Source organism: Pseudarthrobacter sp. CC4 (assembly GCF_048957775.1).
GTDB lineage: Bacteria > Actinomycetota > Actinomycetes > Actinomycetales > Micrococcaceae > Arthrobacter.
On sequence record NZ_JARCCZ010000035.1, the window covers coordinates 19,635 to 42,231 of the forward strand.

Consider the following 22,597-nt stretch of genomic DNA (forward strand, 5'->3'; position numbering starts at 1 on the left):
TCAAGGGATGGCGTTGAAAAACAGCACAAGAAAAACGGAGGCCACGCTCCCCGTGCTCCGCAAGATCTCCGCCTCGGCCGTGATGGGAGCCCTCGTTTCCGGCGCCAAACTGGATGCCAGCGGCCTCATGGAAGCGACCGGCCTTTCACGGCCTACCGTCCTGGCCGTCTGCGACGAACTGCTCAAGCTGGGATGGCTGACCGAAGACGGGACCCGCCCGGGATTGCCCACGCGAAGCGGACGCCCATCACGACGGTTCGGGCTGAATGCCAGGGCCGGCTACGTGCTGGGGATAGACCTCGGAGCCACAAAACTGCAGCTGTGCTTGTCCGACCTCGCTGGCACCATCGTCGCCGAATGGTCAGAAAAGTGGCGCGACGAGCACCTCGGGGCGCCTGAACGCCTACTGGTCGCACGGAAGGCCACACGGGAAGTCCTGGCCCGGTCCGGCGTGGATCCGTCCAAGGTGATGGCGGCCGGGATGGCAGTGCCTGCCCCCGTCAGGCCAAACGGACATGCGGTTGCGCTGGAGTCATACCTGCCGGGGCTTTCCTCCCTGGACCTCCGCCTAGCCCTCCGACCGGACTTCAACTGGCCACTGATCGTCGACAATGACGCCAACCTCGCTGTCATCGCCGAGCGCTGGATCGGCGTAGCCCAGGACGTCGATGACGTCGTGGTGCTCCTCTCCGGCGAGCGGTTGGGTGCCGGGATCTACATTGGCGGCCGGCTCATTCGCGGCGGAGGGTCAGCCGGTGAAATGCGGTTCCTCGAACTGGTGGAAGGCGTAGGGAATACAGACGCCATTGGCGGCATGTGCCGGGAACTGGGGGCTATTGCTGCCGCAGACATACTGGACGGCGAGCGGCCGGGATCCCCGAACAGCAGCGAGCTGCTGCGTCTCTGCGGCGGAGTTCCGGCCGCGGTGAACGCCGAGATGGTGATCGAGGCGGCCCGGAAGGGCGACCCCGCAGCATCCGAAGTGATCGATATAGTCACGGAGCGCACAGCCCGTGCCATTGCTGTTGTAGCTACCCTCCTGGATCCCCAGCTGATCGTACTCTCCGGCGGCCCGGCAGGGGCGGGGGATGTCCTCATCCCGTCGCTCGACGAAAAGCTGAAAGAGCTTAATTCCGCTCACCCACGCCTCGCCGCCTCGACACTCACTGACCATGCGGCCCTCCGCGGGGCAGTCCGGGTCGCGCTTGACCACGCCTTTGCATTGTTACTGGACTAGGACAGAATCCTGGCAGGGGTAGCGATCCGTGTGACGGTGGTTCGCCTATCAATGGAGGCCTTGGCGGAACGCTAAAGGAAGGGGCGACGGCGGCACTGAGGTGAGTGCCGTCGTCGCCCCTTCCTTGAAGACCGTCAGCTGACGGTTTAGGACACTTGCCCTAATGCACTTTGGCGTCCACCACGTCCAGTTCTTCCGGAGCCGCCGGAACTACCGGACCTGACGACGGGTGCGCCGCGACTGCCGCGGCGTGCTCCGCCAGCACCCCGGTCTGATGGCGGATCTTCAGCCGGTACAGCAGGGCCCCGCCGCCGGCGACCGCCGCCACGAAAAGCACCCCGCCCCACTGCAGGTACCACTCGAACGGCGGCACGGAGTTGTAGATCTCCTGGCGCGGCCACACCAGGTTCACCGTCATGGCGCCGCCCCACAGGACCGCGAGGATGTTCACGGGCAGTCCCCACGTGCCCAGGCTGAAGCCGGGCTCGGAGCCGTCCTCGGCAAGCGGCCACTTCTTCAGGAGCCGGTTGCGCAGCAAGGGAACGGTGACCAGCAGGTAGGACAGGTAGATCAGGACGATGCTGATGCTGGACATGATGGTGAAGATTGCCGGCTGCATCACATTGACCAGCAGCGGGATGACGGCCATAACGCCGATCACGATGGCAGCGACGGTGGGGGTCCGGCGGACCGGGCACACCTTGCCGAGCTGCCGGCTGAACGGCAGGTTGTTGTCCCGCGCCATGGCGAACATCATGCGGATCGCGGCGGCGTGGACGGCGAGGGTACAAACCACCACGGCCACCACGATGCAGGCGAGGAATGCCTTGCCGAAGGGGCCCCCGAGGACGGAGAGCACCAGGTACTGCAGCCCGCCGTCGGCCGCCCCGAGCTTGGGGTCGGCCAGGTCCGGAGCCGCGAGGATGCCAAAGAGCAGGATCAGCCCGCCCAGCACGAAGGATGCCGTGACGGCACGCAGGATGGCCTTGGGTGCCGTGCGTTTGGGGTCCTTGGTTTCCTCTCCGAGGGAGCTGGCTGTGTCGAAACCGTACATAACGTAGCCGGAGGCCATGGCGCCGATCAGGAACACGCCGAAGAAGCCAAGGTCGTGGCTCTCCCCGAAGCCTGCGGTGTCGAAGAAGACCTCAGGCCCACGCATCACGTGCCAGCCCAGTGCGAGGATCAGGAGTACGGCGGCGATCAGTTCCACGAAGACGCCGATGCTGTTGATCCTGGTCATCAGCTTCACGCCGAAGGCGTTGATCATTGTGGAAATACCGATCATGATGCTGGCCAGCACCACACCGTTCATGGCGAAATCGTACGGGCCGGTGCCATCACCGACGAACTGGAAGCCGGACCAGAGCTGGGGCAGGGTGAGCTGCAGGGCAAGGGCCACGGCGCCGAGCGCCACGATGGACGAGATGAGCAGCAGCCAGCCCGCCAGCCAGGACCAGGTCCCGGAGGCGAGCCGCTTGGCCCAGTTATACACCGATCCGGCCACCGGGTAGCGGCCCGCCAGTTCGGCAAAGCACAATGCCACCATCAGCTGGCCCGCGAAGACGAGGGGCCAGGACCAGGCGTACGCCGGGCCGGCCATGGAAAAGCCAAAGTAGAACAGTTGAAATACACCGGTGAGGATGGAGATGTAGCTGACGCCTGCCGCGAAGCTGGCAAACTTGCCGATGCTCCGGTCCAGGGTCTGCGTGTAGCCAAACTCGTCCATGCCGCTTGAATCAATACTCTTGCTGGGTTCCGCCATGTGGACTCCTAAATCAGAAAAGCACGATGATGATGACCGGCCGGCTGTGGCGCATGGAAGGTTGATGCCCGCCGCCGGGACCTTGCCGCTTAGGCGAGGGACGCGGTGAGCTCCATTTCTTCCATGGTCATGGTGTCGCCGGACCGGCCGGCGCGGATGAGGTCCGCGCAGCGCTCGCCGATCATCATGACGGTGATGTTGGGGTTGACGGTGACGTGTTCCGGCATGACCGAGGCATCGGCGACGCGCAGGCCGGTGACGCCCTTGACACGCAGCTCGGGATCCAGCGGTGACATGTCGTCGTCGGAAGGGCCCATCCGGACGGTGCCCACCGGGTGGTAGACGGTGTTGTGGGTCTTGCGGATGTACTCCCGCAGTTCCTCGTCGGTTTGTGCCTCGATGCCGGGCGAAAGCTCACGCCCGGTCCATTCCGCCATGGCGGGCTGCCCGGCGATTTCGCGGGCCTTGCGGATGCCGGCCACCATGACGCGCATGTCGTGGCCGGCGGGGTCCGTGAAATAGCGGGGGTCCACCATCGGCTTGTCGCGGAAGTCGCGGCTGCGCAGCCGGACGGTGCCGCGGGAACGGGCGTGCGTGACGTTCGGGGTGAGGCTGAAGCCGTTCTCCGTGGTGGGGTAGCCGTGCCGCAGGGTGTTCATGTCGAACGGGACGGAACCGTAGTGCATCATCAGGTCCGGGCGGTCCAGGCCGTCCTCGGTGGGGGTGAAGATGCCGATCTCCCACCACTGCGTGGACGTCTGCACCATCGGCTGTTTGGCCTCGAACTGCACGACGCCTTCGGGGTGGTCCTGCAGGTGCTCACCCACGCCGGGGGAGTCCACCAGGACCTCGATCCCATGGTGGGCGAGGTGCGCTGCGGGGCCGATGCCGGAGAGCATCAGCAGCTTGGGGGAGTCGATGGCGCCGGTGGACAGGATGACCTCGCGGTGCGCGGAGAGCCGGTGGGTCCGGCCGAACGCCGAGTCCACCACGTCCACGCCGGTGCAGCGCTTGTCCGCGTCGAATACCAGCTGGCGGGCGCGGAGGCCGGTCAGGAGCGTGAAGTTTTCGCGCTCGATAATCGGGTGGATGTAGGAGACCGAGCTGGAGGACCGGGTGCCGTCCGCGCGGCGGTTGATCTGGAAGAAGTTGGCGCCGTTGACCACGGTGGTCCCGGTGTTGAATTTGGCGCGGGGAATGCCGGCCTGTTCGCAGGCATCGAGGAGCGCGACGCCGGCAGGATCCACCGGGGGCACGTTCATCAGGTGCACGGGGCCGGAGTCCCCGTGGTGCGGGGCGTCCGGGCCGGCGTCCTCGTTGGTTTCCAGGCGCCGGTACAGCGGCCAGGCCGCGTCGGCGTTCCAGCCGGCGGCGCCGTACTTGGACTCCCACTCGTCCAGGTCCTCCCGTGGAGCCCAGAAGGCGATGCACGAGTTGTGGCTGGAGCAGCCGCCCATGACCTTGGCGCGGGCGTGGCGCATGAAGGAGTTGCCGTTTTCCTGCGGTTCCACCTGGTAGTCCCAGTCGTAGCCGGATTCCAGCAGCTCCATCCAGCGGTCCAGCTGCAGGATCTCGGGGATGTTGCGGTCGTCCGGCCCGGCCTCCACGAGGGCCACGGTCACGTCCGGGTCCTCGCTCAGCCGGGCGGCGACGGCGGCTCCGGCGGATCCGCCGCCGATGACGATGTAGTCGAATGAGCGCTCGCTGAGGTCCTCGATGTTGTCGAAGTGCATCTAGTTCTCCTTGCCGTGGCCAGCGAACCAGCCGGTGACCTGGGGGCTGGTGTTCTGGTAGATGTGCTTGGCTTCCTGGTATTCCGCCAGGCCGGTGGGGCCCAGCTCGCGGCCGACGCCGGACTGGCCGAAGCCGCCCCACTCGGCCTGGGGGAGGTAGGGGTGGTAGTCGTTGATCCAGATGGTGCCGTGCCGCAGCCGGGACGCCACGCGCTGCGCCTTTCCGGCATCCTGGGTCCAGACGGCGCCGGCCAGTCCGTAGATGGTGTCGTTCGCGGTGGCCACGGCTTCGTCCTCCGTGCGGAAAGTCTCCACGGTCACCACCGGGCCGAAGGCCTCGTCCACGACCACGGACATTCCCCTTGTCACGCGGTCCAGGACGGTGGGCTGGTAGTAGAAGCCGCCGTCGTACTTTTCCCCCGCCGGCGCCGCGCCGCCGCACCGCAGCCGGGCACCCTCCTTGATGCCGCGCTGGACGTAGGCGTGGACCTTGTCCCGGTGGGCTGCGGAGATCAGCGGCCCGGTTTCTGCGGTCTCGTCGAACGGGCCGCCCAGCCGGATGTCCTGTGCGCGCCGGACCAGCTCGTCCACGAAGCGTTCGGCGATGGATTCCTCCACCAGCAGCCGGGCGCCGGCCGAGCAGACCTGCCCGGAGTGGACGAAGGCGCCGTTGAGGGCGTTGTCCACGGCGGCATCGAAGTCCGCGTCAGCAAACACCACGTTGGGGTTCTTGCCGCCCAGCTCCAGCGCCACCTTCTTGACGGTGCCGGCAGCAGCTGCGGCAATCCGCTTGCCGGTTTCCAGGCCGCCGGTGAAGGAGACAAGGTCGACGGCGGGATGTTCCGAAAGCGGTGCACCCGCCTCCGCGCCGGGGCCGGTGACGAGGTTGGCCACGCCGTCCGGCAGGCCGAGGTCCTGCAGCAGCTGCATGGCAAGGATGGCGGTGGACGGCGTCAGCTCGGACGGCTTGAGGACGAAGGTGCAGCCGGCGGCCAGTGCGGGCGCAATCTTCCACGCGGCCTGGAGCAACGGGTAGTTCCACGGAGTGATGAGGCCGCAGACGCCCACGGGCTCGTAGACGATTTTGCTCACGACGGCGGGGTCCCCGGCGTCCACCACGCGGCCGGACTGCTGCCCGGCGAGCCGGCCGAAGTATTCGAAGCAGGCGGCGACATCGTCCATGTCGATGCGGCTTTCGGCAATCCGCTTCCCGGTGTCCAGTGACTCAGCGCGGGCGAACTTCTCCCGCCGCTCACGGAGTTCCGCGGCGACCCGGAGCAGGAAGGTTCCGCGCCCGGGCGCCGGAACACTTGACCAGACTCCGGAGTCGAAGGCAGCCCGGGCCGCTGCGATAGCGCGCTCGGTGTCTTCCCGGCCGGCCTCGGAGACCGTGGCGGCCAGTTCACCGTCGGCGGGGTTGTGGATTTGGCGTACTGCGCCGGAGGCTGCCGGCTCCCACGCGCCGTTGATGAAGAGGGTGGATGCTGTCTCGTCGTTAGACGGTGTGGCGTAAGTCATACGGAGGACAGTAGCGGAGGTTGAACGAGTGTTCAATACCTAACTTGAACAGACGTTCAAGATTACGGAGGAGGCGGAAGCCGCCGGGATGGGATGTGCCTTACTGCCCCTGGAGCGCGTCCCGGCTGCTGTTGGCGTCGCCCGGCGGGGCGAAGGCGATCTGCTCCGTGCGTGCGATGCTCCGCTGGATGGATTCCTTGTCCACGCCAAGGAGCGACGTCAACCACATGCCGTTTTGTATGACCACGATGTCGGATGACCGCGCGCGGCATTCCTCCCAGGAGAGCCCGGGCAGGGCGTTGGACACCAGCGCCGCCAGGCCGTCGATATAGCGGTCGAAGGCGGCAGCATTGATCTGTGCATAGTCCTCGTCTGCCTGGGCGAGGGCCCAAAGGTGCAGGCGCAGGGACAGGTAGCGGGTGGTCAGCAGGTCGGCGCCCGCTACCCGCCGCAGGGACTTGCGCAGCTGCTCGTCCGGGGGAGACGACGGATCCTGCGCGACCAGCAGGAGATCGTGCTCGTCCACCCGGCGCAGGGCCGCGCGGATCAGGCTGGTCTTGTCGTCGTAGTAGTAGTTCACCAGGCCCAGGGCGACCCCGGCTTCACGCGCCACCGCGCGCATGCTTACCCCTGAGATACCGTGGCGGGACAGCAGATCGAGCGCTGCTTCGAGGATGCGGGACTGCCTGTCGATCTGTTCGCCATTGTTCACGGTGGTTGTCCCCATCTGGCCAGACTATTGCCAAACCCTTCACGAGTGCACTTTGGGGTTCACGCCGTGGGGCTGGCCTGGCCCTTTCTGCGGTCGCCATCGGGCCGGCCGCAGGCCAAAAACCAAGTAGTGCCGGTCAGCGTGCGCTTCAGAAAACGAGTACTCAAAGAGCAAAGACAGGTGTGCGACTACGCGTGTGCTGTTGCCCCCTCAGCCCATACCTTGAAGTACGTTGCGCCCGCAGTGGGCACATGGTCTTAGGGAGACGCACATGATGAATTCGCCAGGTAGGACGACTGCTGCTGGGGATAGGAGCCTGCTGGGGCGGACGGGCACCCGGGTGGCCGCGGCGGTTGCGGCTGCGGGGCTGGTGCTGGCTGGAGGCGGCGTCGCTTGGGCAGACGCGATTTACAACAACCTTGATGCCACTTTTGATACCGAAGCCGAAGTCATGCCTCTTAACGTCGGCGGTTTGAGCGGCAGCACCACGCTCGCAGTCGATCCGGAGAACAATGACGGCAAGAACGGCTGCAATCTCACCTCACAAAGCACGGTTACGCTGCAACTGGCATCCAGCAACACGTCAGTGGCCACCGTTTCCCCGGCTACTGTCACCTTTAACTCATGTGGTGCCACCCGGGCATTGACGATTAACCCTGTTGGCTCCGGTTCCGCCACGGTGTCTGCGACCGTTGTCACCAACACGACTGGCGGCGCCTTCAATCTTGCGCCCGCTACCTTCACAGTGAACGTGACCGCGCCCGCGCCGTCAAACACAGCACCGGTCCTCAGTGTGTCCGGTGTAACGCTGGGCAGCTCCTACGCCAAGGGCGTCGTCCCCGCAGCGACCTGTAATGTGACCGACGCAGAGGACAGCAATAGTTCCTTCGCCGCAACCCTGAGTGCCGTCTCAGGTGACGACGCTGCTACCGGCATAGGCTCCCAGACAGCGTCCTGCAGCTACACCGACAAGGGTGGGCTCACCGCCGCGAGTTCGGTAACGTACAACATCGTTGACGGCACGGCCCCCGGGATCACCTATACCCTCGACGCGGCGCAGCCGGACGGCTTGAACGGGTGGTACCGGAACGCCGTCACGCTGAAGTGGACCGTCACCGAGGGCGACTCGACCAGCACCCTGAACAAGGTCGGCTGCAACGACGTGACGGTGGCGCTGGACCAGCTGCCTGCTGACTACTCATGCTCCGCGAGCAGCAGCGGCGGCTCGGCCGGCACAGTCACCGTCCCCATCAAGAAAGACGGCACGGCGCCGACGGTGAGCTACGCCGACGCGACAGGAAAGGCCGGCAACGACAACTGGTACACCTCCGATGTACTGGCCCGCTTCATTGCAACAGATGCCACATCCGGACTGGCCCCGTCCTCCCAGGAGGTGTCCTCCAGCGGCGAGGGTGCCGATGTAAGGGTCCTGAGCCCTGCGTTCACGGACAACGCGGGCAATACCGTGCCCGACGGAACCATTTCCCAGTCGTTCAAGATCGACAAGACAGCCCCCAGCGTCACCTATGACGCTGCAACCGGAACCGCAGGCTTTGGCGGCTGGTACACCTCCGATGTCCAGGCCAGCTTCAAAGGAACGGACCTCACCTCCGGGCCCCTCAGCGCAACGCAGACGGTGACCTCGTCCGGGGAAGGGGAAGCCGTGACTGTCCAGAGTCCTGCATTCTCGGACAACGCCGGCAACACCACACCTGCCGGCGCCGCTTCCCAGCAATTCAAGATCGACAAGACGGCGCCGTCCGTTGGCTACGGCGGGGTCGCATCGGGCACGTTGGGGGAGAACAACTGGTACGTGACCGACGTCGGGGCCCGCTTTACGGCAACGGATGCGACGTCGGGACTGCTGACGTCCTCGCAGACGGTGTACTCCAGCGGGGAGGCGGCGGCTGTGAAGGTACTGAGCCCGGTATTCGTAGACAACGCCGGCAACATCACGCCCGCCGGTGCCACGTCGCAGTCCTTCAAGATCGATAAGACGGCGCCGACGGTAGGTTACGTGGGCACGAGCCCCGCAGCCAACGACGACGGCTGGTACAACACGGACGTCGAGGTCACCTTCGGCGCCACCGATCTCGTGTCCGGACCGGTTGACGCGACGAAGAGCGTGACAGCGTCGGACGAAGGGGACACGGTGACGGTCCAAAGCCCCGAGTTCAAGGACCGCGCCGGCAACGTCCGTGCTGCGGGCGCAACCTCTACCACGCTCAAGATCGACAAGACGGCCCCCACGGTGACCTTCGATTCGGTCATCGCGGACGGCTACTACGGGTCGACGCCCGCGGAGCCGACCTGCTCGGCCTCCGATTCACTGTCCGGAGTGCTTGGGACCTGCGAGGTTACCGGTTACGGCACGGGAGTTGGGAAATACACCCTCAGGGCCACGGCCACGGACCTCGCCGGCAACACCACCACCGTTACCCACTCCTACGAAGTCAAGGCCTGGACCATGAAGGGCTTCTACCAGCCGATCGACATGGGCGGTGTCCTGAACACGGTCAAGGGCGGCAGCGCTGTGCCGGCCAAGTTCGAGGTTTTTGCGGGCGAAACCGAGATCACGGACCCCAACCTGATGAAGTTCACCATGGGAACCATCGTCTGTGCACCGAACGCCCAGACCGATGCTATCGAGACGACAGCGGCGGCCGGCAGCACCGTTGTCCGCTATGACGCCATCGCCGGCCAGTTCATCTACAACTGGAAGACGCCTGCAAGCCCCGGCAGCTGCTACCAGCTCACGATGACAGCAAAGGACGGTACCTCGATCAGCGCCAACTTCAAGCTGAAGTAGCGCCAACGGCGGCGGCGCCCAAGGACGTGCGCCGCAGAGAAGGGGCCCGGTCACCAGACCGGGCCCCTTCTCTGCCTGAAGTGTGGGACTAGCCCAGCGCCTTGATGACTTCCTTGGCCACATCCTCGCTGGACTGCGGGTTCTGGCCCGTGATCAGGTTGCCGTCCCGCACAACATTTGACGTCCAGGCGGCAGCATTTTCGATCACCGCACCCTTGTCCCTCAGGGCGTCCTCCACCAGCCACGGCGTGTTCTCGCCGGTGCCGCCGCCCAGTTCCTCCTCGTTGCTGAACACCGTGAGGCGACGTCCCGCGAAAACGAAAGCGCCGCCGTCGTCCGTTGCACTCAGCAGCCCTGCGGGACCGTGGCAGAAGGGAGCGATGACCTTGCCGTCCTTGTCCGCCGCCGCCAGGAGCCGGCCGAGGTCGGCGTCCTGGTACAGGTCGGCCATGGGCCCGTGCCCGCCGGGCATCACAACGGCGTCGTAGCCGGACGGGTCGACGTCGGCCAGCACCAGCGGGCGCGAGAGCTCGCCGTCGATTGAGTCGAGGTAGTCGCGGAAACCTTGCGCCCGTTCCTCGCCGCCTGCTGACTCGGGAGCCAGGCTCACCTGGTCCACGGTGGGCTTGGCGCCCCCGGGGGTCGCGATGTGGACAGTGTGGCCGGCGTCCAGCAGGGTCTGGTGTGCCACCACCAGTTCCTCCGCCCAGAAGCCGGTGGGGTGCTGGCTGCCGTCCTTCATGGTGAGCGAATCGGCGGCCGATACAACCATCAGAATGTTTGCCATAGTGCTGCTCCTGTCTGTGCTTCTCTACTCGCCTGCTGCTTCAAGTTCAGCGTAGGTTTCCTCGTCCAGGGTGACGCCGGCCGCGGCCATGTTTTCCTCCAGGTGCTGCACTGACCCGGTGCCGGGGATCGGCATCATCACGGGAGAGCGGCGCAGCAGCCAGGCCAGTGCAACCTGGGAAGTGGTGGCACCCAAACGCTTGGCGGCCTCGTCCAGCGGCCCGCCTGGCCGGGCGAGCTCACCCGCGGATATGGGAGCCCACGGGATGAAGCCGATGCCGTTCTCCTCCGAGTAGCGCAGGACGTCCTCGGAGCTCCGGTCCGTCAGGTTGTACCGGTTCTGGACCGTGGAAACGGTGAAGTGCTTCCCGGCCGCTTCGAGCTCCTCCACGCTCACCTGCGAGAGGCCCAGCGCCCGGACCTTCCCCTCGTCCTGGAGCTCGCGCAGCACGCCGAACTGCTCCTCGGCGTCCACCTTGGGGTCGATCCGGTGCAGCTGGAGCAGGTCCAGGGTGTCCACCTTCAGCTTCCGCAGGCTCAGTTCTGTTTGCTGGCGCAGGTACTCCGGGCGGCCCACGGGGATCCACTTGCCTGGCCCGGTGCGGGTGAAGCCCACCTTCGTGGCGATCTTCAGCCCGTCCTTGTACGGGTACAGTGCCTCGGCGAGGATTTCCTCGCTGATGTTGGGGCCGTAGGAATCTGCGGTATCGATGAAGTCAACGCCGAGTTCGACGGCGCGGCGCACCACCGCCACCGCCGCCCGGCGGTCCGCGGGCTCACCCCAGACGCCGTCACCCACGATGCGCATGGCACCGAAGCCGAGCCGGTTCACGGTTCCCAGATCCTTCAAATCGATCGTTTCGGACAGTTCCAACTGGTTCGTTGTCTCTAGGCTCATAGGGGCGGCAACGTCATAAGTTTGCTGAGTATTCCGCAGGTTCCAGAAATAAGCCGGGCGCCGCCGTCGTTATGCCTTTCGTGCCCGCCGCGACCCGGCGGGCACATCCCTGCGAAACGTTCCCGAAAGGCCGGCACCTACCGTGACTCTCCCCCTCTCCATCCTTGACCTGGCAACCATCGGCAAGGGCCAGACGGCGGCGGAGAGCTTCGCGGGCAGCGTGGCCATGGCGCAGAGCGCGGAGAAGCTCGGGTACCGGCGGGTCTGGTACGCCGAGCACCACAACATGTCCTCCATCGCGTCCTCCGCCACGAGCGTGCTGATTGCCCATGTGGCCGCCCACACCGAAAGCATCCGGCTGGGTGCCGGCGGCGTCATGCTGCCCAACCACTCGCCGCTGACCATCGCGGAACAGTTCGGAACCCTGGAGACCCTGCACCCGGGCCGCATCGACCTCGGCCTGGGCCGCGCGCCCGGAAGTGACCAGAACACCATGCGCGCGCTGCGGCGGGACCCCATGTCCGCGGACAGTTTCCCGCAGGACGTCCTGGAACTCCAGGGCTACCTCACCGGTCCCACCCGCATCCAGGGCGTTGAGGCCACGCCAGGCAAGGGCACCAACGTGCCGCTGTACATCCTGGGATCTTCCCTGTTCGGCGCGCGCCTCGCCGCCCAGCTGGGACTGCCGTACGCGTTTGCCTCCCACTTTGCGCCGAACGCCCTGCAGGATGCCGTGGCCCTGTACCGCCGCGAGTTCAAGCCCTCCGCGCAGCTGGATGCCCCGCACGTCATTGCCGGCGTCAACGTCATCGCGGCGGATTCCGCCTCGGAAGCGCAGGCCATGCTGCAGGCCACCAAGCGCGCCCGCGTGTCCCTGTTCTTCGGCGGCGGCCGCGAGTTCACCGACGACGAAGCGGACATGATCCTCGACTCCCCGCAGGGCCAGCACGTGAGCCAGATGATGACGTACTCCGCGGTGGGAACGCCCGACGTAGTCCTTGATTACCTGGACGGTTTCGGGCGGCACGCCGACGCCGACGAACTCATTGTGGCCCACCAGAGCACCGGCACCGAGGCGCGGCTGCGCTCCGTGGAACTCCTGGCAGAGGCTGCCGGGCTGGTCCGGGTGTAGCGGGCGGGGTCCTGCGCGTCACGCCCAGCACCCTTTTGGGGAGGCACGACGGCGGGTTCCCCGGTTCCGGGCGGCAGGCGCCGGCGTCGTGGTCCAAAAAGCTGCCCTGGGTGACGCCGGCTCTCCATGACAGCGGCGCTGTCCGTCGGACTTTTACACATACGCAATAAAGGGGACTTTCGGGGGAAACGGCCGGGGCTGAGCATGGGAACTGCCCCCTCGGGAATTACTGGGATTCCCGGGAGGGGCACCAACCGGTAGTCCGCAGGCGATCCAGCGGCTGTAGTCCCGGCCTGGTCCGGCCTCAAAGGGGTACCTGCATGCCTACGCCGTTGAACCAAAGCGTGGCGGATTCCGCACTGCTCACCCGGTCCCTTCCGCTGGACATGCTCCGCGCCTTCATCCAGTCGGATGCGGCGGACAACGGCCTGACGCCTGCGCTGCTGGCCGAACTGAAAGTGCTGGCACGGGTTCCGGGATTGCTGGTGGCCTGCAACTACGGCGGGACCCTGTGCGACGCCGAAGGCATCTCCACCGAGATCCTGCCCCTGGGCAATGCGGCGATAGCCCTGCGCGCCCTGGCTGCCCTACCCAATACCCACGCCGCCATCATTTCGGGACGCTCGCTCCGCGACCTTGCGGCGGTGTCGCGGCTGCCCGTTGAGGTGCACCTGATCGGTTCGCATGGCGCAGAGTCGGATATGGGCTTCGCGCACGCGCAGACCCTGGCCACCGAATCAGTCCTGCAGAAGGTCAACGCGGCGCTCAATGAAGCCGTGGGGTTCCAGGAGGGCATCTGGATTGAACGCAAACCGGTGGCCGTTTCCGTCCACACCCGCCCGGCGCCGCCGGACGTGGTGGAATCCGTGACGGAAACCGCCCGGGAGATTGCCCGCGCCCATGGGCTGTTCTTCATTGTGGACGGTTCCGTGCTGGACCTGTCCGTCGTGGAACCGTCCAAGGCCGAGGCGCTGGAAACCCTCCGGTCCCGGCTCGGAGCCAGCGCCGCGATGTTCGCCGGGGACGCCCACAGTGACGAACTGGCCATCGCCACCCTGCGCGGGCCGGACCTCGGACTCAAGGTCGGGCCGGGGGAGACCGCCGCGGCGCACCGCGTCCGCGACCCCGAAGCCTTCGCCCGGGTCCTGGCCCTCCTCTTCGAGCTGCGGCGGGCCTGGCTGTTCGGCGAGGACGCGGTGGGCCTTGAACGGCACACGATGATCGGCAACGGTTCCTCCACCGCACTGCTGACGCCGGACGCGAAGATCTGCTGGATGAGCCATCCGCTGCCGGATTCCGGGTCACTTTTCGCCCACATCCTGGGCGGAGACGCGGCCGGCCACTTTTCCGTGGAGCCGGTCAAGGCCTCCCAGGTGCTGGGACAGCGGTACGTGGACAGCACCATGATCGTTGAAACCCGGTGGGCGGACGTCACGGTCACGGACTACCTTGAGCCCGCGCCCGAGGGCATCACCAGTTTGGTCCGGGTGCTGACCGGCCATGGTGCCGCCCGGATTACTTTTGCTCCCCGGCCGGACTACGCCAACGCCCCGTTCAGCATGGAGGCCCGCGGCGGGGACCTGCACGTGGTGGGGACCTCGGAGCCCATCATCCTGTTCGCGCCGGGCGCCACCTTCAGCATCACCTCGGACGGGCGCCACGCCACGGCCACGGCGGCGGTGAACCTGCAGGACGGTCCGGTGGTGCTCAACCTGCGCTGCGGCGATACCGAACCGCAGCCTGCGGACCCCGGCGGGGAGACGGAGCGGCGGGCCGGGGTGGCCCTGCATGCCCGCCAGTGGGTGCAGAAACTTGCCCTGCCCTCCGTCAAACCCTCCCTGGTGCGGCGGTCAGCCCTGGTGCTCCGCGCCCTGGTCCATGAGCCCACCGGCGCCGTCCTCGCGGCCCCCACCACGTCGCTGCCGGAGGGAATCGGCGGCACAAGGAACTGGGACTACCGGTACTGCTGGCTGCGGGACGGGTCCATGACGGTCAACGCGCTGGTGGACCTCGGCTCCACAGCGGAGGCCGCCGGCTTCCTGGCATGGCTGGGGCGGATCCTCGAACATGCGCCCGGCCCCGAGTGGCTGCACCCCCTGTACTCGGTGACCGGCGCGCCGCTTTCCACGGAGGCCGTCGTCGACAGCCTCCCGGGGTACGCGGGCTCCCGTCCGGTCAGGATCGGCAACGCCGCGGACCACCAGGTCCAGTTGGACGTTTTTGGCCCGGTTGCCGAACTGATCCACGCCCTGAGTGAGCGGGAGGACGCGCTGGCCGACGACCATTGGGAGCTGATGGTCCAGATGGCCTCGGCCGTCCTGGCCCGCTGGCACGAACCGGACCACGGCATCTGGGAGGCCCGGCGCGCAGCGCGCCACCACGTCTATTCCAAGGTGATGTGCTGGGTGACGCTGGACCGGGCGCTGCGGACGGCTGCCCGCCACGGCCGGGAGCCGGACCCGGCCTGGGCACCCATGGCAGGCACCATCCGCGAGGAGGTGCTGCGCGAGGGCTGGGACGAGTCGGCGAGGTCCTACACCGTGGCCTACGACAGCCCGGACCTCGACGCCGCCGTCCTGCACATCGGCCTCTCCGGCCTGCTGGACGTTTCGGACCAGCGCTTCCTGGACACCGTCACCGCGGTGGAGCGGGAACTGCGCGTGGGTCCCACCGTTTTCCGGTACAGGTACGACGACGGCCTGCCGGGCCTGGAGGGCGGGTTCCACATCTGCACCACCTGGCTGATCGAAGCGTATGTGGCCGTGGGCCGCATCGATGAGGCCTGGGACCTGTTCGACCAGCTGGTGAACCTCTTCGGTCCCACCGGGCTGCTGCCGGAGGAGTACGACCCCGGCACGGAGACACACCTGGGGAACCATCCGCAGGCGTACTCGCACCTGGGCTTCATCCGCTGCGCGCGGCTCCTGGACGCACACCAGGGCAGGCGATAGTCGGGGTCGGCCGCGGGTACCTAGAGTGGAGGTAGCAGGGACCCAAAAAGACTGAAACGAGACTCATGAAGACCGCGCGCGCCCAAGGGGTGGGGTTCCGCTCCGAACGGGGCCCCATCCTCATTGCCCTGATGCTGTCCACCGGCCTGGTGGCCATCGATTCCACGATCGTGGCCACCGCCGTCCCGTCGATCGTCCGGGATGTGGGCGGTTTCGAGTCCTTCCCCTGGCTGTTTTCCGCGTACCTGCTGGCCCAGGCCGTCTCGGTGCCCATCTACGGCAAACTGTCCGACATGCTTGGCCGGAAGCCCATCATCCTGGCGGGCATCGGGCTGTTCCTGCTCGGGTCCGTCCTCTGCGGCATCGCCTGGAGCATGCCCGCACTGATCGCGTTCCGTGCCCTGCAGGGCCTCGGTGCGGGGGCCGTCCTGCCGGTTTCCATCACCATCGCCGGGGACATCTACTCGCTGGAGGAGCGGGCAAAGGTCCAGGGCTACCTGGCCAGCGTCTGGGCTGTCTCCTCGGTGGTGGGCCCGAGCCTCGGAGGCATCTTCTCCTCGCTGGGAATCTGGCGCGGGATCTTCCTGGTCAACATTCCGCTGTGCCTCCTTGCCGGGTGGATGCTGTTCAGGACCCTGCACGAAAATGTTGAACGCGCCAAGCACCGGGTGGACTACGCCGGGGCTGCCCTGCTGGCGGTGTCACTGGGCCTGCTGATCCTTGGTGCCCTCCAGGGCGGCCAGGGCTGGGCGTGGAATTCCCCGATCAGCATCGGCATCTTTGTTGTGGGCGCCGTGCTGCTGGCGGTGTTCCTGGTGGTGGAACGGCGGGCCGCGGAGCCGGTCCTGCCGTCCTGGGTGGTTTCGCGCCGGCTGTTGGGCACCACCACGCTGGTGTCCTTCGGCGTCGGCGCGGTGATGATCGGGCTGACCTCATATGTGCCCACGTTCCTGGAAGGGGCGCTGGACACCTCGCCCTTTATCGCCGGCCTGGCGCTCGCGGCCCTGACCCTCGGCTGGCCCCTGAGCGCCTCGCAGGCGGGCCGGTTCTACCTGCGGATCGGGTTCAAGGCCACCGCCTTGATCGGGATCTCCGTTACCGTGGCGGGACTCCTGGTCCTGGCCCTCACGGCCGCCACACCCAACGTGGCACTGGTGGCCGCCAGCTGTTTCGTGGTGGGGCTCGGCCTGGGGCTGGTTGCCACTCCCACCCTGATCTCTGCCCAGTCCAGTGTTGAGTGGAATGAGCGCGGCGTGGTCACCAGCAGCAACATGTTCGCGCGGTCCATTGGGAGCGCGCTGGGTGTGGCGGTCTTCGGCGCGGTGGCCAACGCGGTCTACGCCACCACGGCCGGCGAAGGCGCGGCACCCGCCGTCGTGGCTGCGTCCGGCGCCGTCTTCCTGGCCGCGCTGGTGGGCGGCATCCTCACCGTGGCGGCCGTGCTGGCAATGCCGGCGGTGAAGGCGGGCGCCTCCCGAAAGGACGACGACGGCGGCACGGGCGGGGAGCCGGCCCTCGCCGAAGCAGAGGACAAGACGCGGTAGGCGCTTTTAGCGGGAAGCGCGGAAGATCTCCGGCGCCGGACGGGTGCCTGTGGCGAGGTCGGCGAGGATGCGGCCAATCACCGGGGTGAACTTGAACCCATGCCCGGAGAACCCGGCGCCGATCACCACGGGGCCGATCCGGTCCAGGATAAAGTCTTCGTCCGGGGTGGTGGTGTAGGTGCAGCTGATGGCCTCGAAGGAATCGGCGTCCACCCCGGGCAGCCACGTCCGCGCGTAGTCCTGCAGGGCGGCGAGTTGCCGGGGTTCGGGCTGGAAGGAGCGCCGGTCAGGATCAACGAGCGGTCCCACTCCGTGCCAGCCGGCCTTGATCCCTTCGCCGGGCGTCTCCATGCCGTACACGGGGGAATACCAGCCCTGATAGTCCGCCCCGGTGCCGGGGCAGTGGTTGAAGCCGGGCCACACTGCGCCCGCGTCCGCCACCCGGAAGTGCGCCGGCTGCTCCTGCGTGACCCGCAGCCTGGGAATCTGCAGCCCCGTACTGGTGCTGTTGCTGAACATCGGGCCCAGGAGTTTGTCCGTCCAGCCGCCGGCCGTGACCACAACCTGCGCAGCGGTGACCACCTCGATGCCGGCGCCGGACTCCAGGCCCAGCCGGACGCCGTCGTCCATCACCTGCAGGTCCACCACCTTGGTGTGGTGCCGGATCTCGGCGCCGCGGGCTGCGGCGAGGCGCTGGAATGCAGGAAGCGCCGCTTCGGGGTTGAGCTGGCCGCCGTCGGGCATGTGCAGTGCCTGCTGGTCGAAGCGGATCCCGCGCCAGCGCTCCCCGGCCTCCGCCGGGGACAGGAGCTCCGCGCGGATGCCCGCCTGCGTCAATGCCTCGGCGATGTCCGGAAGCCGGGGGTCCGGGCCGTGGTTCACAACGCCCGTCCGCGCCAGCAGCGTCTCACCGCTTTCCTGCTCAAGCTCATCCCACAGGGCCAGCCCCTCTGCCAGCATGGCCACATATTCGGGGCGGTGGTAACCGGGGTTCAGATTGCGGGTGGTGCCGTGCGAGGCCCCGATCTTGTGCCCCGGCCCGAACTGCTCCACCAAAGTCACATGCCGGCCCCGGCGGGACAGCGCCCACGCGGCGGCCGAGCCCATGGCGCCGCCGCCGATCACCACGGTGTCCAGAACAGTATTCATCAGCCCTCCAAACTCGGGTCAGGTCAGCAGCAGTGCCACGCCGATCATCGCCGGCACGGCCACAACGGTTGTGATCAGCACGGTGTCTTTCGCCACGGTGAGGCCGGTCTTGTACCGGCTGGCAGCCACAAAAACATTCTGCGCTGTGGGCAGGGCGGCGGTGACCACCACGGCGAACAGGACATGGCCTTCAAGCCCCAGCGCGAACCGGGCAAAGAGATAGGCCAGCGCGGGCTGGGCGGCCAGCTTGAAGCCGCTGGCCAGCAGCGTGTCCAGGCGCCGGCAGGCCGAGGCCTGGAGCGGGCGGGTGCCGTTCAGGCTCATGCCAAAAGCGATCAGCATGGCCGGAATCGCCGCACCGCCGATCAGGTGGATGGGCTCCATCACCAGTTGCGGGACCTGCCAGCCCGTCCCGGCCACGGCCAGGCCCAGGGCCGAACCCACGATCATGGGGTTCCGGAGGATCATCACGATGAAGTTCAGCGGCGTGGTGCGGTGGGAGCTGGTGCTTGAATCCAGGAGCATCAGGAACAGCGGCGTGAAGAAGGCGAGCTGGAAGATGAGCAGCGGCGCCACGTAGCTTGCGTCGCCCAGGACGTACACCGCGATGGGGATGCCCAGGTTGGCGGAGTTCACCAGTGACGCGGCCATGGAGGACATCAGGGACTCGGGCAGCGAGCGTTTGAGCCAGAACCTGGCGATGGCGAAGAAGATGGCCGCGGTGGCCACTGCCGAGACCGCGGCGACCAGCAGTGGCGCCGCGAAAACCTCGGCGAGGCGGGCTTTGCTCAGCGTTTCGAAAAGCAGGGCCGGGCTGGCCACAAAGAAGGTGAGGGAGCTGAGGACCTGCCGGGCGTTGTCGCCCAGGATCTTCTGCCGGCCCACGAACCAGCCCACCAGGATGATGCACCAGACCACAAAGAACCCGGCGAGTACCCCTAGCAAGGGACAATCCGCAGGGAATCAGCCCGGGGGGTGCGGGGGAGCGGTCTGCCGGAAAGCACTCTCCGGTTACAGGGTGGCGTTGTTAAGAGCGAAAGGGGGCCGCATCATTCCCGGCGTGAGGCCCTCGGCCGGGTCATTGCCCAGCTGGATCACCCGGTTGTTTTCATCCACGTGGACCACCCGCGGTTCATAGGCCTTGGCCTCTTCGGTGGTCATCTGGGCGTAGGTGATCAGGATGACGACGTCGTTCTCGTGCATGAGGTGCGCCGCTGCACCGTTGATGCCGATCACGCCCGAGCCGCGCTCGCCGGCGATGGTGTAGGTCTCAAGCCGCGAGCCGTTGGTCACATCCACGATGGAGACGAGCTCGCCGGGAAGGATGTCGGCGGCCTCGAGCAGGTCCAGGTCGACGGTGACCGACCCTACGTAGTGCAGGTCGGCGTGCGTGACTGTGGCCCGGTGGATTTTGGACTTGAACATTGTGCGATTCATAACGGCATCAGTCTAGCGTTGGGGGCCCGCCGGCGCAGTGACGCAGGGAACAGTGACGCCGGGGCGGCTCCTGCGCAGTGACGGAGCCCGTCGTTGCGCTGGCCGGTACCCCTGGACGGACACGCTGGAAGGCCACGCACGACGGCGGCCGGTCACCCGCCGTCGTGCTGTGCCACGGCCGCTGCGGTCGCCGCAAGGGTCTCCCGCGCGGCGAGGATCGCGGGCCGCTGGGCGCTGGAGCGGCGGACGGAGGTGAACACCGTGCGGTGCGGCTTGCCTGGCAGGTCAAGGAGCCGGGCGGTGGTGCCGCGCCCAGTCCACACCAGGTCCGGCATCAGCGCCACGGCGTTGCCGGACTCGATGAGGCGGATCTGGGCCTGGAGGTCCGCGGTTTCAAAACGCACGTCGGGCTCGAACCCCGCACTCCGGCAGGCCTGCTCGGCCCAGTGGCGGGATGCCGCCCCGCGTGGTTCCATGACCCAGGCGAGTTCCGCGGTGTCCTCGATCGAGGAGATGGCGGGACCGCCGTCGGACGCGGGGGGAACGGCGAGCCGGATGGCGTCGGTGGTGAGCTTGACGCGGTCCAGTTCGGGATAGCGCGGGGCGGCGTGTCCGGGGTACTGCTCGGCGATGACAAGGTCGAAGTCGCGTGCCCACGTCTCGTGCAGGGCCGTTTCCGGCTCACGCTGGATCATCTCGATGCGCACTTCGGGATACGTACTGGCCATGCGCGTCAGGGTCTCGGGCATGAGCGCCAGCGCGGCCGACTGGAACACTGCGATCCGCACTGTGCCGGTCACGGTGGTCAGGGACGCCGCAAGGTCCGCCTCGGCCTGTTCCATGGTCTGCAGCAGGCTTGCGGTGTGGGCCACCAGGACCTCCGCCTGCGGGGTGAGCTGCACCCGGCGTCCCGTCTTGCGCAGCAGCTCCACGCCCACTTCCTTTTCCAGCAGCGCCAGCTGCTGGGAGACTGACGACGGGCTGTACTGGAGTGCTTCGGCCACCTCCGCGAGCGTCCCCCGGATGCTCAATTCCCGGAGCAGGCGCAGCCGGCGGACGTCAAGCATGAGGAAATCCTTACCGAAACTAACGAATATAGGTTAGAAGTAGTCACTTTATCTAATGCAAGCCCCCTTGCATACTGTTGGGACCGAGTTACCCCCGTCACAAGCGATTTTTCGCGCGCCGTGGCGGGGTCGCACCCCCCAAGCAGGAGTTCCTGATGAGCACACGAGACATGACCCAGTCGATCATGCGGCGCAAGCCGATTGACGACATTGAAGAAGAGAACAAACATAGTGGCCTCTTTAAGTCACTCGGGCTTTGGCAGCTGACGGCAATCGGCGTTGGCGGCATTATCGGCGTCGGCATCTTCTCGCTCGCGGGGCTGGTGGCCGCCGGTAGCGAAACCACACCCGGGGTGGGGCCCGCGGTGCTGATTTCGTTCCTGATTGCCGGCCTCGCGTCGGCAGCGGCAGCACTGTCCTACGCGGAGTTCGCGGGCATGATTCCGCGAGCCGGGTCCGCCTACACCTACGGGTACGTGGCCTTGGGCGAGATCATCGGCTGGTTCATCGGATGGGACCTGCTGCTGGAATACATCGCCATTGTGGCCGTGGTGGCCATCGGCATCTCCGGCTACTTTGATGCCTTCCTCTCCGGAATCGGCATCCACATGCCGGTCTGGATGACATCCACCCCGGATGAGGGCAAGGGCGGAATCGTCAACATCCCCGCCATCGTGGTCTGCCTGATCGTGACCTGGATCCTGTCGCGCGGAACCAAGGCGTTCGGCCGGTTCGAACTGGTGGCAGTGGCCATCAAGGTGGTCCTGATCCTCTTCATCATCGGCCTTGGTGTCTTCTACATCGACACCAACAACTACAACCCGTTCATGCCGTCCGGCTTCGGCCCGGTTCTTGCCGGTTCCGCCACCGTATTCTTCGCGGTCTTCGGCTACGACGCCATGAGTACCGCAGCGGAGGAGGCCACCGACGGCAAGAAGCACATGCCCAAGGCCATCATCCTGTCGCTCATTATCGCCATGCTGCTCTATGTGGCAGCCACCCTGGTCCTCACGGGCATGCAGAACTACAAGGACATCGACCCGAAGGCCGGGTTCGCGTCAGCCTTCACCGGTGTGGGGCTGCCGGTCATTGCCACCATCATTTCCGTCTTCGCGGTGCTGTCCATCCTCACCGTGATGCTGACGTTCCTGCTCGGCGTTACCCGCGTCTGGTTCTCCATGAGCCGCGACGGGCTGCTGCCCGGCTGGTTCTCCAAGACCGACCGGCACGGCACGCCGCAGCGCGTGACCTGGATCGCGGGCGTCGCCTCCGCGCTCCTGGCGGGCGTGTTCCCGATCAAGGCAGTCGCTGATCTGACCAACATCGGCATCCTGGCGGCGTTCGTCGTCGTCTGTTTCTCGGTCATCGTGTTCCGCTACAAGAAGCCCGATGCCCCGCGCGCGTTCCGCCTCCCGTTCATGCCGCTCGTCCCGGCCTTCGGCGTGCTGGCCTCCGCATTCCTGATGTTCCAGCTGCACTGGGAAACGTGGGCGCGGTTCGGCGTCTGGCTCGTCATCGGCCTTGCCATCTACTTCTTCTATGGCAAGAAAAACTCGCTGATGAATCCCGACAGCCCCCGGCATGAGGAGATTGTGGAGATGCACCGGCCCGTCGGCTGACGCTCTATCACTTAACGTCGCTTAAACACGGACGCTCTCTCACTTAACGTCGCTAAACCCCGGACGCTCTATCACCTTCCTGTGGAGGGTGAACTGGTCCCCGGAAGTTGGACTGGCCAAATAGGATCCTAAGCTGCGAGGGCCTGGGCACGGTATTGGACCGGGTTCAGGCCCTTGAGCTTTGTTGAGATTCTTTTGGTGTTGTACCAGTGGATGTATTCCTCGACGGCGGTTGCCAGGGCG

General features: G+C 66.6%; 17 protein-coding genes. 6 read left to right on the plus strand and 11 right to left on the minus strand.

What is annotated here, in order from left to right; genetic code table 11:
* Positions 1 to 13 precede the first annotated feature (13 nt).
* The gene (locus PV768_RS19515) at positions 14 to 1,237 is read left to right on the plus strand and encodes an ROK family protein (RefSeq protein WP_321214693.1); all 1,224 of its coding nucleotides are present in this window, start codon (positions 14 to 16) and stop codon (positions 1,235 to 1,237) included.
* Positions 1,238 to 1,397: 160 nt separating this feature from the next.
* On the opposite strand, the gene PV768_RS19520 is transcribed toward PV768_RS19515, so the two are convergent.
* From PV768_RS19520 to PV768_RS19535, 4 genes are all read right to left on the minus strand, one after another.
* Positions 1,398 to 2,999: an APC family permease gene (locus PV768_RS19520; RefSeq protein WP_157240437.1), complete on the minus strand. Its 1,602-nt coding sequence runs from the start codon at positions 2,997 to 2,999 to the stop codon at positions 1,398 to 1,400.
* 89 nt (positions 3,000 to 3,088) lie between these two features.
* Positions 3,089 to 4,732: a GMC family oxidoreductase gene (locus PV768_RS19525; RefSeq protein ID WP_421093963.1), complete on the minus strand. Its 1,644-nt coding sequence runs from the start codon at positions 4,730 to 4,732 to the stop codon at positions 3,089 to 3,091.
* Positions 4,733 to 6,250 (minus strand): aldehyde dehydrogenase family protein, encoded by a 1,518-nt coding sequence (locus tag PV768_RS19530; RefSeq protein WP_323058208.1) that lies wholly within the window; start codon positions 6,248 to 6,250, stop codon positions 4,733 to 4,735.
* Positions 6,251 to 6,350: 100 nt separating this feature from the next.
* Positions 6,351 to 6,977: a TetR/AcrR family transcriptional regulator gene (locus PV768_RS19535; RefSeq protein WP_421093964.1), complete on the minus strand. Its 627-nt coding sequence runs from the start codon at positions 6,975 to 6,977 to the stop codon at positions 6,351 to 6,353.
* A 256-nt stretch (positions 6,978 to 7,233) separates the two neighbouring features.
* Between PV768_RS19535 and PV768_RS19540 the strand changes: the two genes are divergently transcribed.
* A complete protein-coding gene (locus PV768_RS19540; protein ID WP_421093965.1) occupies positions 7,234 to 9,771 on the plus strand; it encodes a PxKF domain-containing protein in 2,538 nt (845 codons plus the stop codon).
* A gap of 88 nt (positions 9,772 to 9,859) precedes the next feature.
* On the opposite strand, the gene PV768_RS19545 is transcribed toward PV768_RS19540, so the two are convergent.
* Both PV768_RS19545 and PV768_RS19550 read right to left on the minus strand, forming a co-directional pair.
* A complete protein-coding gene (locus PV768_RS19545; RefSeq protein ID WP_157240446.1) occupies positions 9,860 to 10,558 on the minus strand; it encodes a type 1 glutamine amidotransferase domain-containing protein in 699 nt (232 codons plus the stop codon).
* 24 nt (positions 10,559 to 10,582) lie between these two features.
* Complete coding sequence (locus PV768_RS19550; protein WP_421093966.1) at positions 10,583 to 11,455, minus strand: aldo/keto reductase; 873 nt, start codon at positions 11,453 to 11,455, stop codon at positions 10,583 to 10,585.
* A gap of 142 nt (positions 11,456 to 11,597) precedes the next feature.
* Between PV768_RS19550 and PV768_RS19555 the strand changes: the two genes are divergently transcribed.
* From PV768_RS19555 to PV768_RS19565, 3 genes are all read left to right on the plus strand, one after another.
* Entirely contained in the window at positions 11,598 to 12,587 is a 990-nt protein-coding gene (locus tag PV768_RS19555) for an LLM class flavin-dependent oxidoreductase (RefSeq protein ID WP_321214685.1), read from the plus strand.
* Between the two features lie 320 nt (positions 12,588 to 12,907).
* Positions 12,908 to 15,538, plus strand: a complete 2,631-nt coding sequence (locus PV768_RS19560) for a trehalase-like domain-containing protein (RefSeq protein ID WP_421093967.1) — start codon at positions 12,908 to 12,910, stop codon at positions 15,536 to 15,538.
* 65 nt (positions 15,539 to 15,603) lie between these two features.
* Positions 15,604 to 17,082, plus strand: coding sequence for an MFS transporter (locus PV768_RS19565; RefSeq protein ID WP_421093968.1), 1,479 nt, complete (start codon positions 15,604 to 15,606; stop codon positions 17,080 to 17,082).
* Positions 17,083 to 17,088: 6 nt separating this feature from the next.
* Here PV768_RS19565 and PV768_RS19570 read toward each other — a convergent pair whose 3' ends face one another.
* The 4 genes from PV768_RS19570 to PV768_RS19585 form a co-directional block, all read right to left on the minus strand.
* Positions 17,089 to 18,231, minus strand: coding sequence for an FAD-dependent oxidoreductase (locus tag PV768_RS19570; RefSeq protein ID WP_421093969.1), 1,143 nt, complete (start codon positions 18,229 to 18,231; stop codon positions 17,089 to 17,091).
* An 18-nt stretch (positions 18,232 to 18,249) separates the two neighbouring features.
* Complete coding sequence (locus PV768_RS19575) at positions 18,250 to 19,176, minus strand: AEC family transporter (protein WP_321214681.1); 927 nt, start codon at positions 19,174 to 19,176, stop codon at positions 18,250 to 18,252.
* Between the two features lie 66 nt (positions 19,177 to 19,242).
* On the minus strand, positions 19,243 to 19,668 hold the full coding sequence (gene panD / locus PV768_RS19580; protein WP_197432448.1) for an aspartate 1-decarboxylase: 426 nt from the start codon (positions 19,666 to 19,668) through the stop codon (positions 19,243 to 19,245).
* 152 nt (positions 19,669 to 19,820) lie between these two features.
* On the minus strand, positions 19,821 to 20,735 hold the full coding sequence (locus tag PV768_RS19585; protein ID WP_157240456.1) for a LysR family transcriptional regulator: 915 nt from the start codon (positions 20,733 to 20,735) through the stop codon (positions 19,821 to 19,823).
* A 155-nt stretch (positions 20,736 to 20,890) separates the two neighbouring features.
* Between PV768_RS19585 and PV768_RS19590 the strand changes: the two genes are divergently transcribed.
* Complete coding sequence (locus PV768_RS19590; RefSeq protein ID WP_321214680.1) at positions 20,891 to 22,354, plus strand: amino acid permease; 1,464 nt, start codon at positions 20,891 to 20,893, stop codon at positions 22,352 to 22,354.
* A 128-nt stretch (positions 22,355 to 22,482) separates the two neighbouring features.
* Here PV768_RS19590 and PV768_RS19595 read toward each other — a convergent pair whose 3' ends face one another.
* Positions 22,483 to 22,593, minus strand: coding sequence for an IS3 family transposase (locus PV768_RS19595; protein ID WP_421093971.1), 111 nt, complete (start codon positions 22,591 to 22,593; stop codon positions 22,483 to 22,485).
* Positions 22,594 to 22,597: the final 4 nt, after the last annotated feature.

Coding starts and splice junctions, on each gene's coding strand:
- PV768_RS19535 (WP_421093964.1), bottom strand. CDS start 6,977: ATGGGGACAACCACCGTGAACAATGGCGAACAGATCGACAGGCAGTCC.
- PV768_RS19520 (WP_157240437.1), bottom strand. CDS start 2,999: ATGGCGGAACCCAGCAAGAGTATTGATTCAAGCGGCATGGACGAGTTT.
- PV768_RS19550 (WP_421093966.1), bottom strand. CDS start 11,455: ATGAGCCTAGAGACAACGAACCAGTTGGAACTGTCCGAAACGATCGAT.
- PV768_RS19570 (WP_421093969.1), bottom strand. CDS start 18,231: ATGAATACTGTTCTGGACACCGTGGTGATCGGCGGCGGCGCCATGGGC.
- PV768_RS19590 (WP_321214680.1), top strand. CDS start 20,891: ATGAGCACACGAGACATGACCCAGTCGATCATGCGGCGCAAGCCGATT.
- PV768_RS19565 (WP_421093968.1), top strand. CDS start 15,604: ATGAAGACCGCGCGCGCCCAAGGGGTGGGGTTCCGCTCCGAACGGGGC.
- PV768_RS19585 (WP_157240456.1), bottom strand. CDS start 20,735: ATGCTTGACGTCCGCCGGCTGCGCCTGCTCCGGGAATTGAGCATCCGG.
- PV768_RS19525 (WP_421093963.1), bottom strand. CDS start 4,732: ATGCACTTCGACAACATCGAGGACCTCAGCGAGCGCTCATTCGACTAC.
- PV768_RS19530 (WP_323058208.1), bottom strand. CDS start 6,250: ATGACTTACGCCACACCGTCTAACGACGAGACAGCATCCACCCTCTTC.
- PV768_RS19540 (WP_421093965.1), top strand. CDS start 7,234: ATGATGAATTCGCCAGGTAGGACGACTGCTGCTGGGGATAGGAGCCTG.
- PV768_RS19545 (WP_157240446.1), bottom strand. CDS start 10,558: ATGGCAAACATTCTGATGGTTGTATCGGCCGCCGATTCGCTCACCATG.
- panD (WP_197432448.1), bottom strand. CDS start 19,668: ATGAATCGCACAATGTTCAAGTCCAAAATCCACCGGGCCACAGTCACG.
- PV768_RS19560 (WP_421093967.1), top strand. CDS start 12,908: ATGCCTACGCCGTTGAACCAAAGCGTGGCGGATTCCGCACTGCTCACC.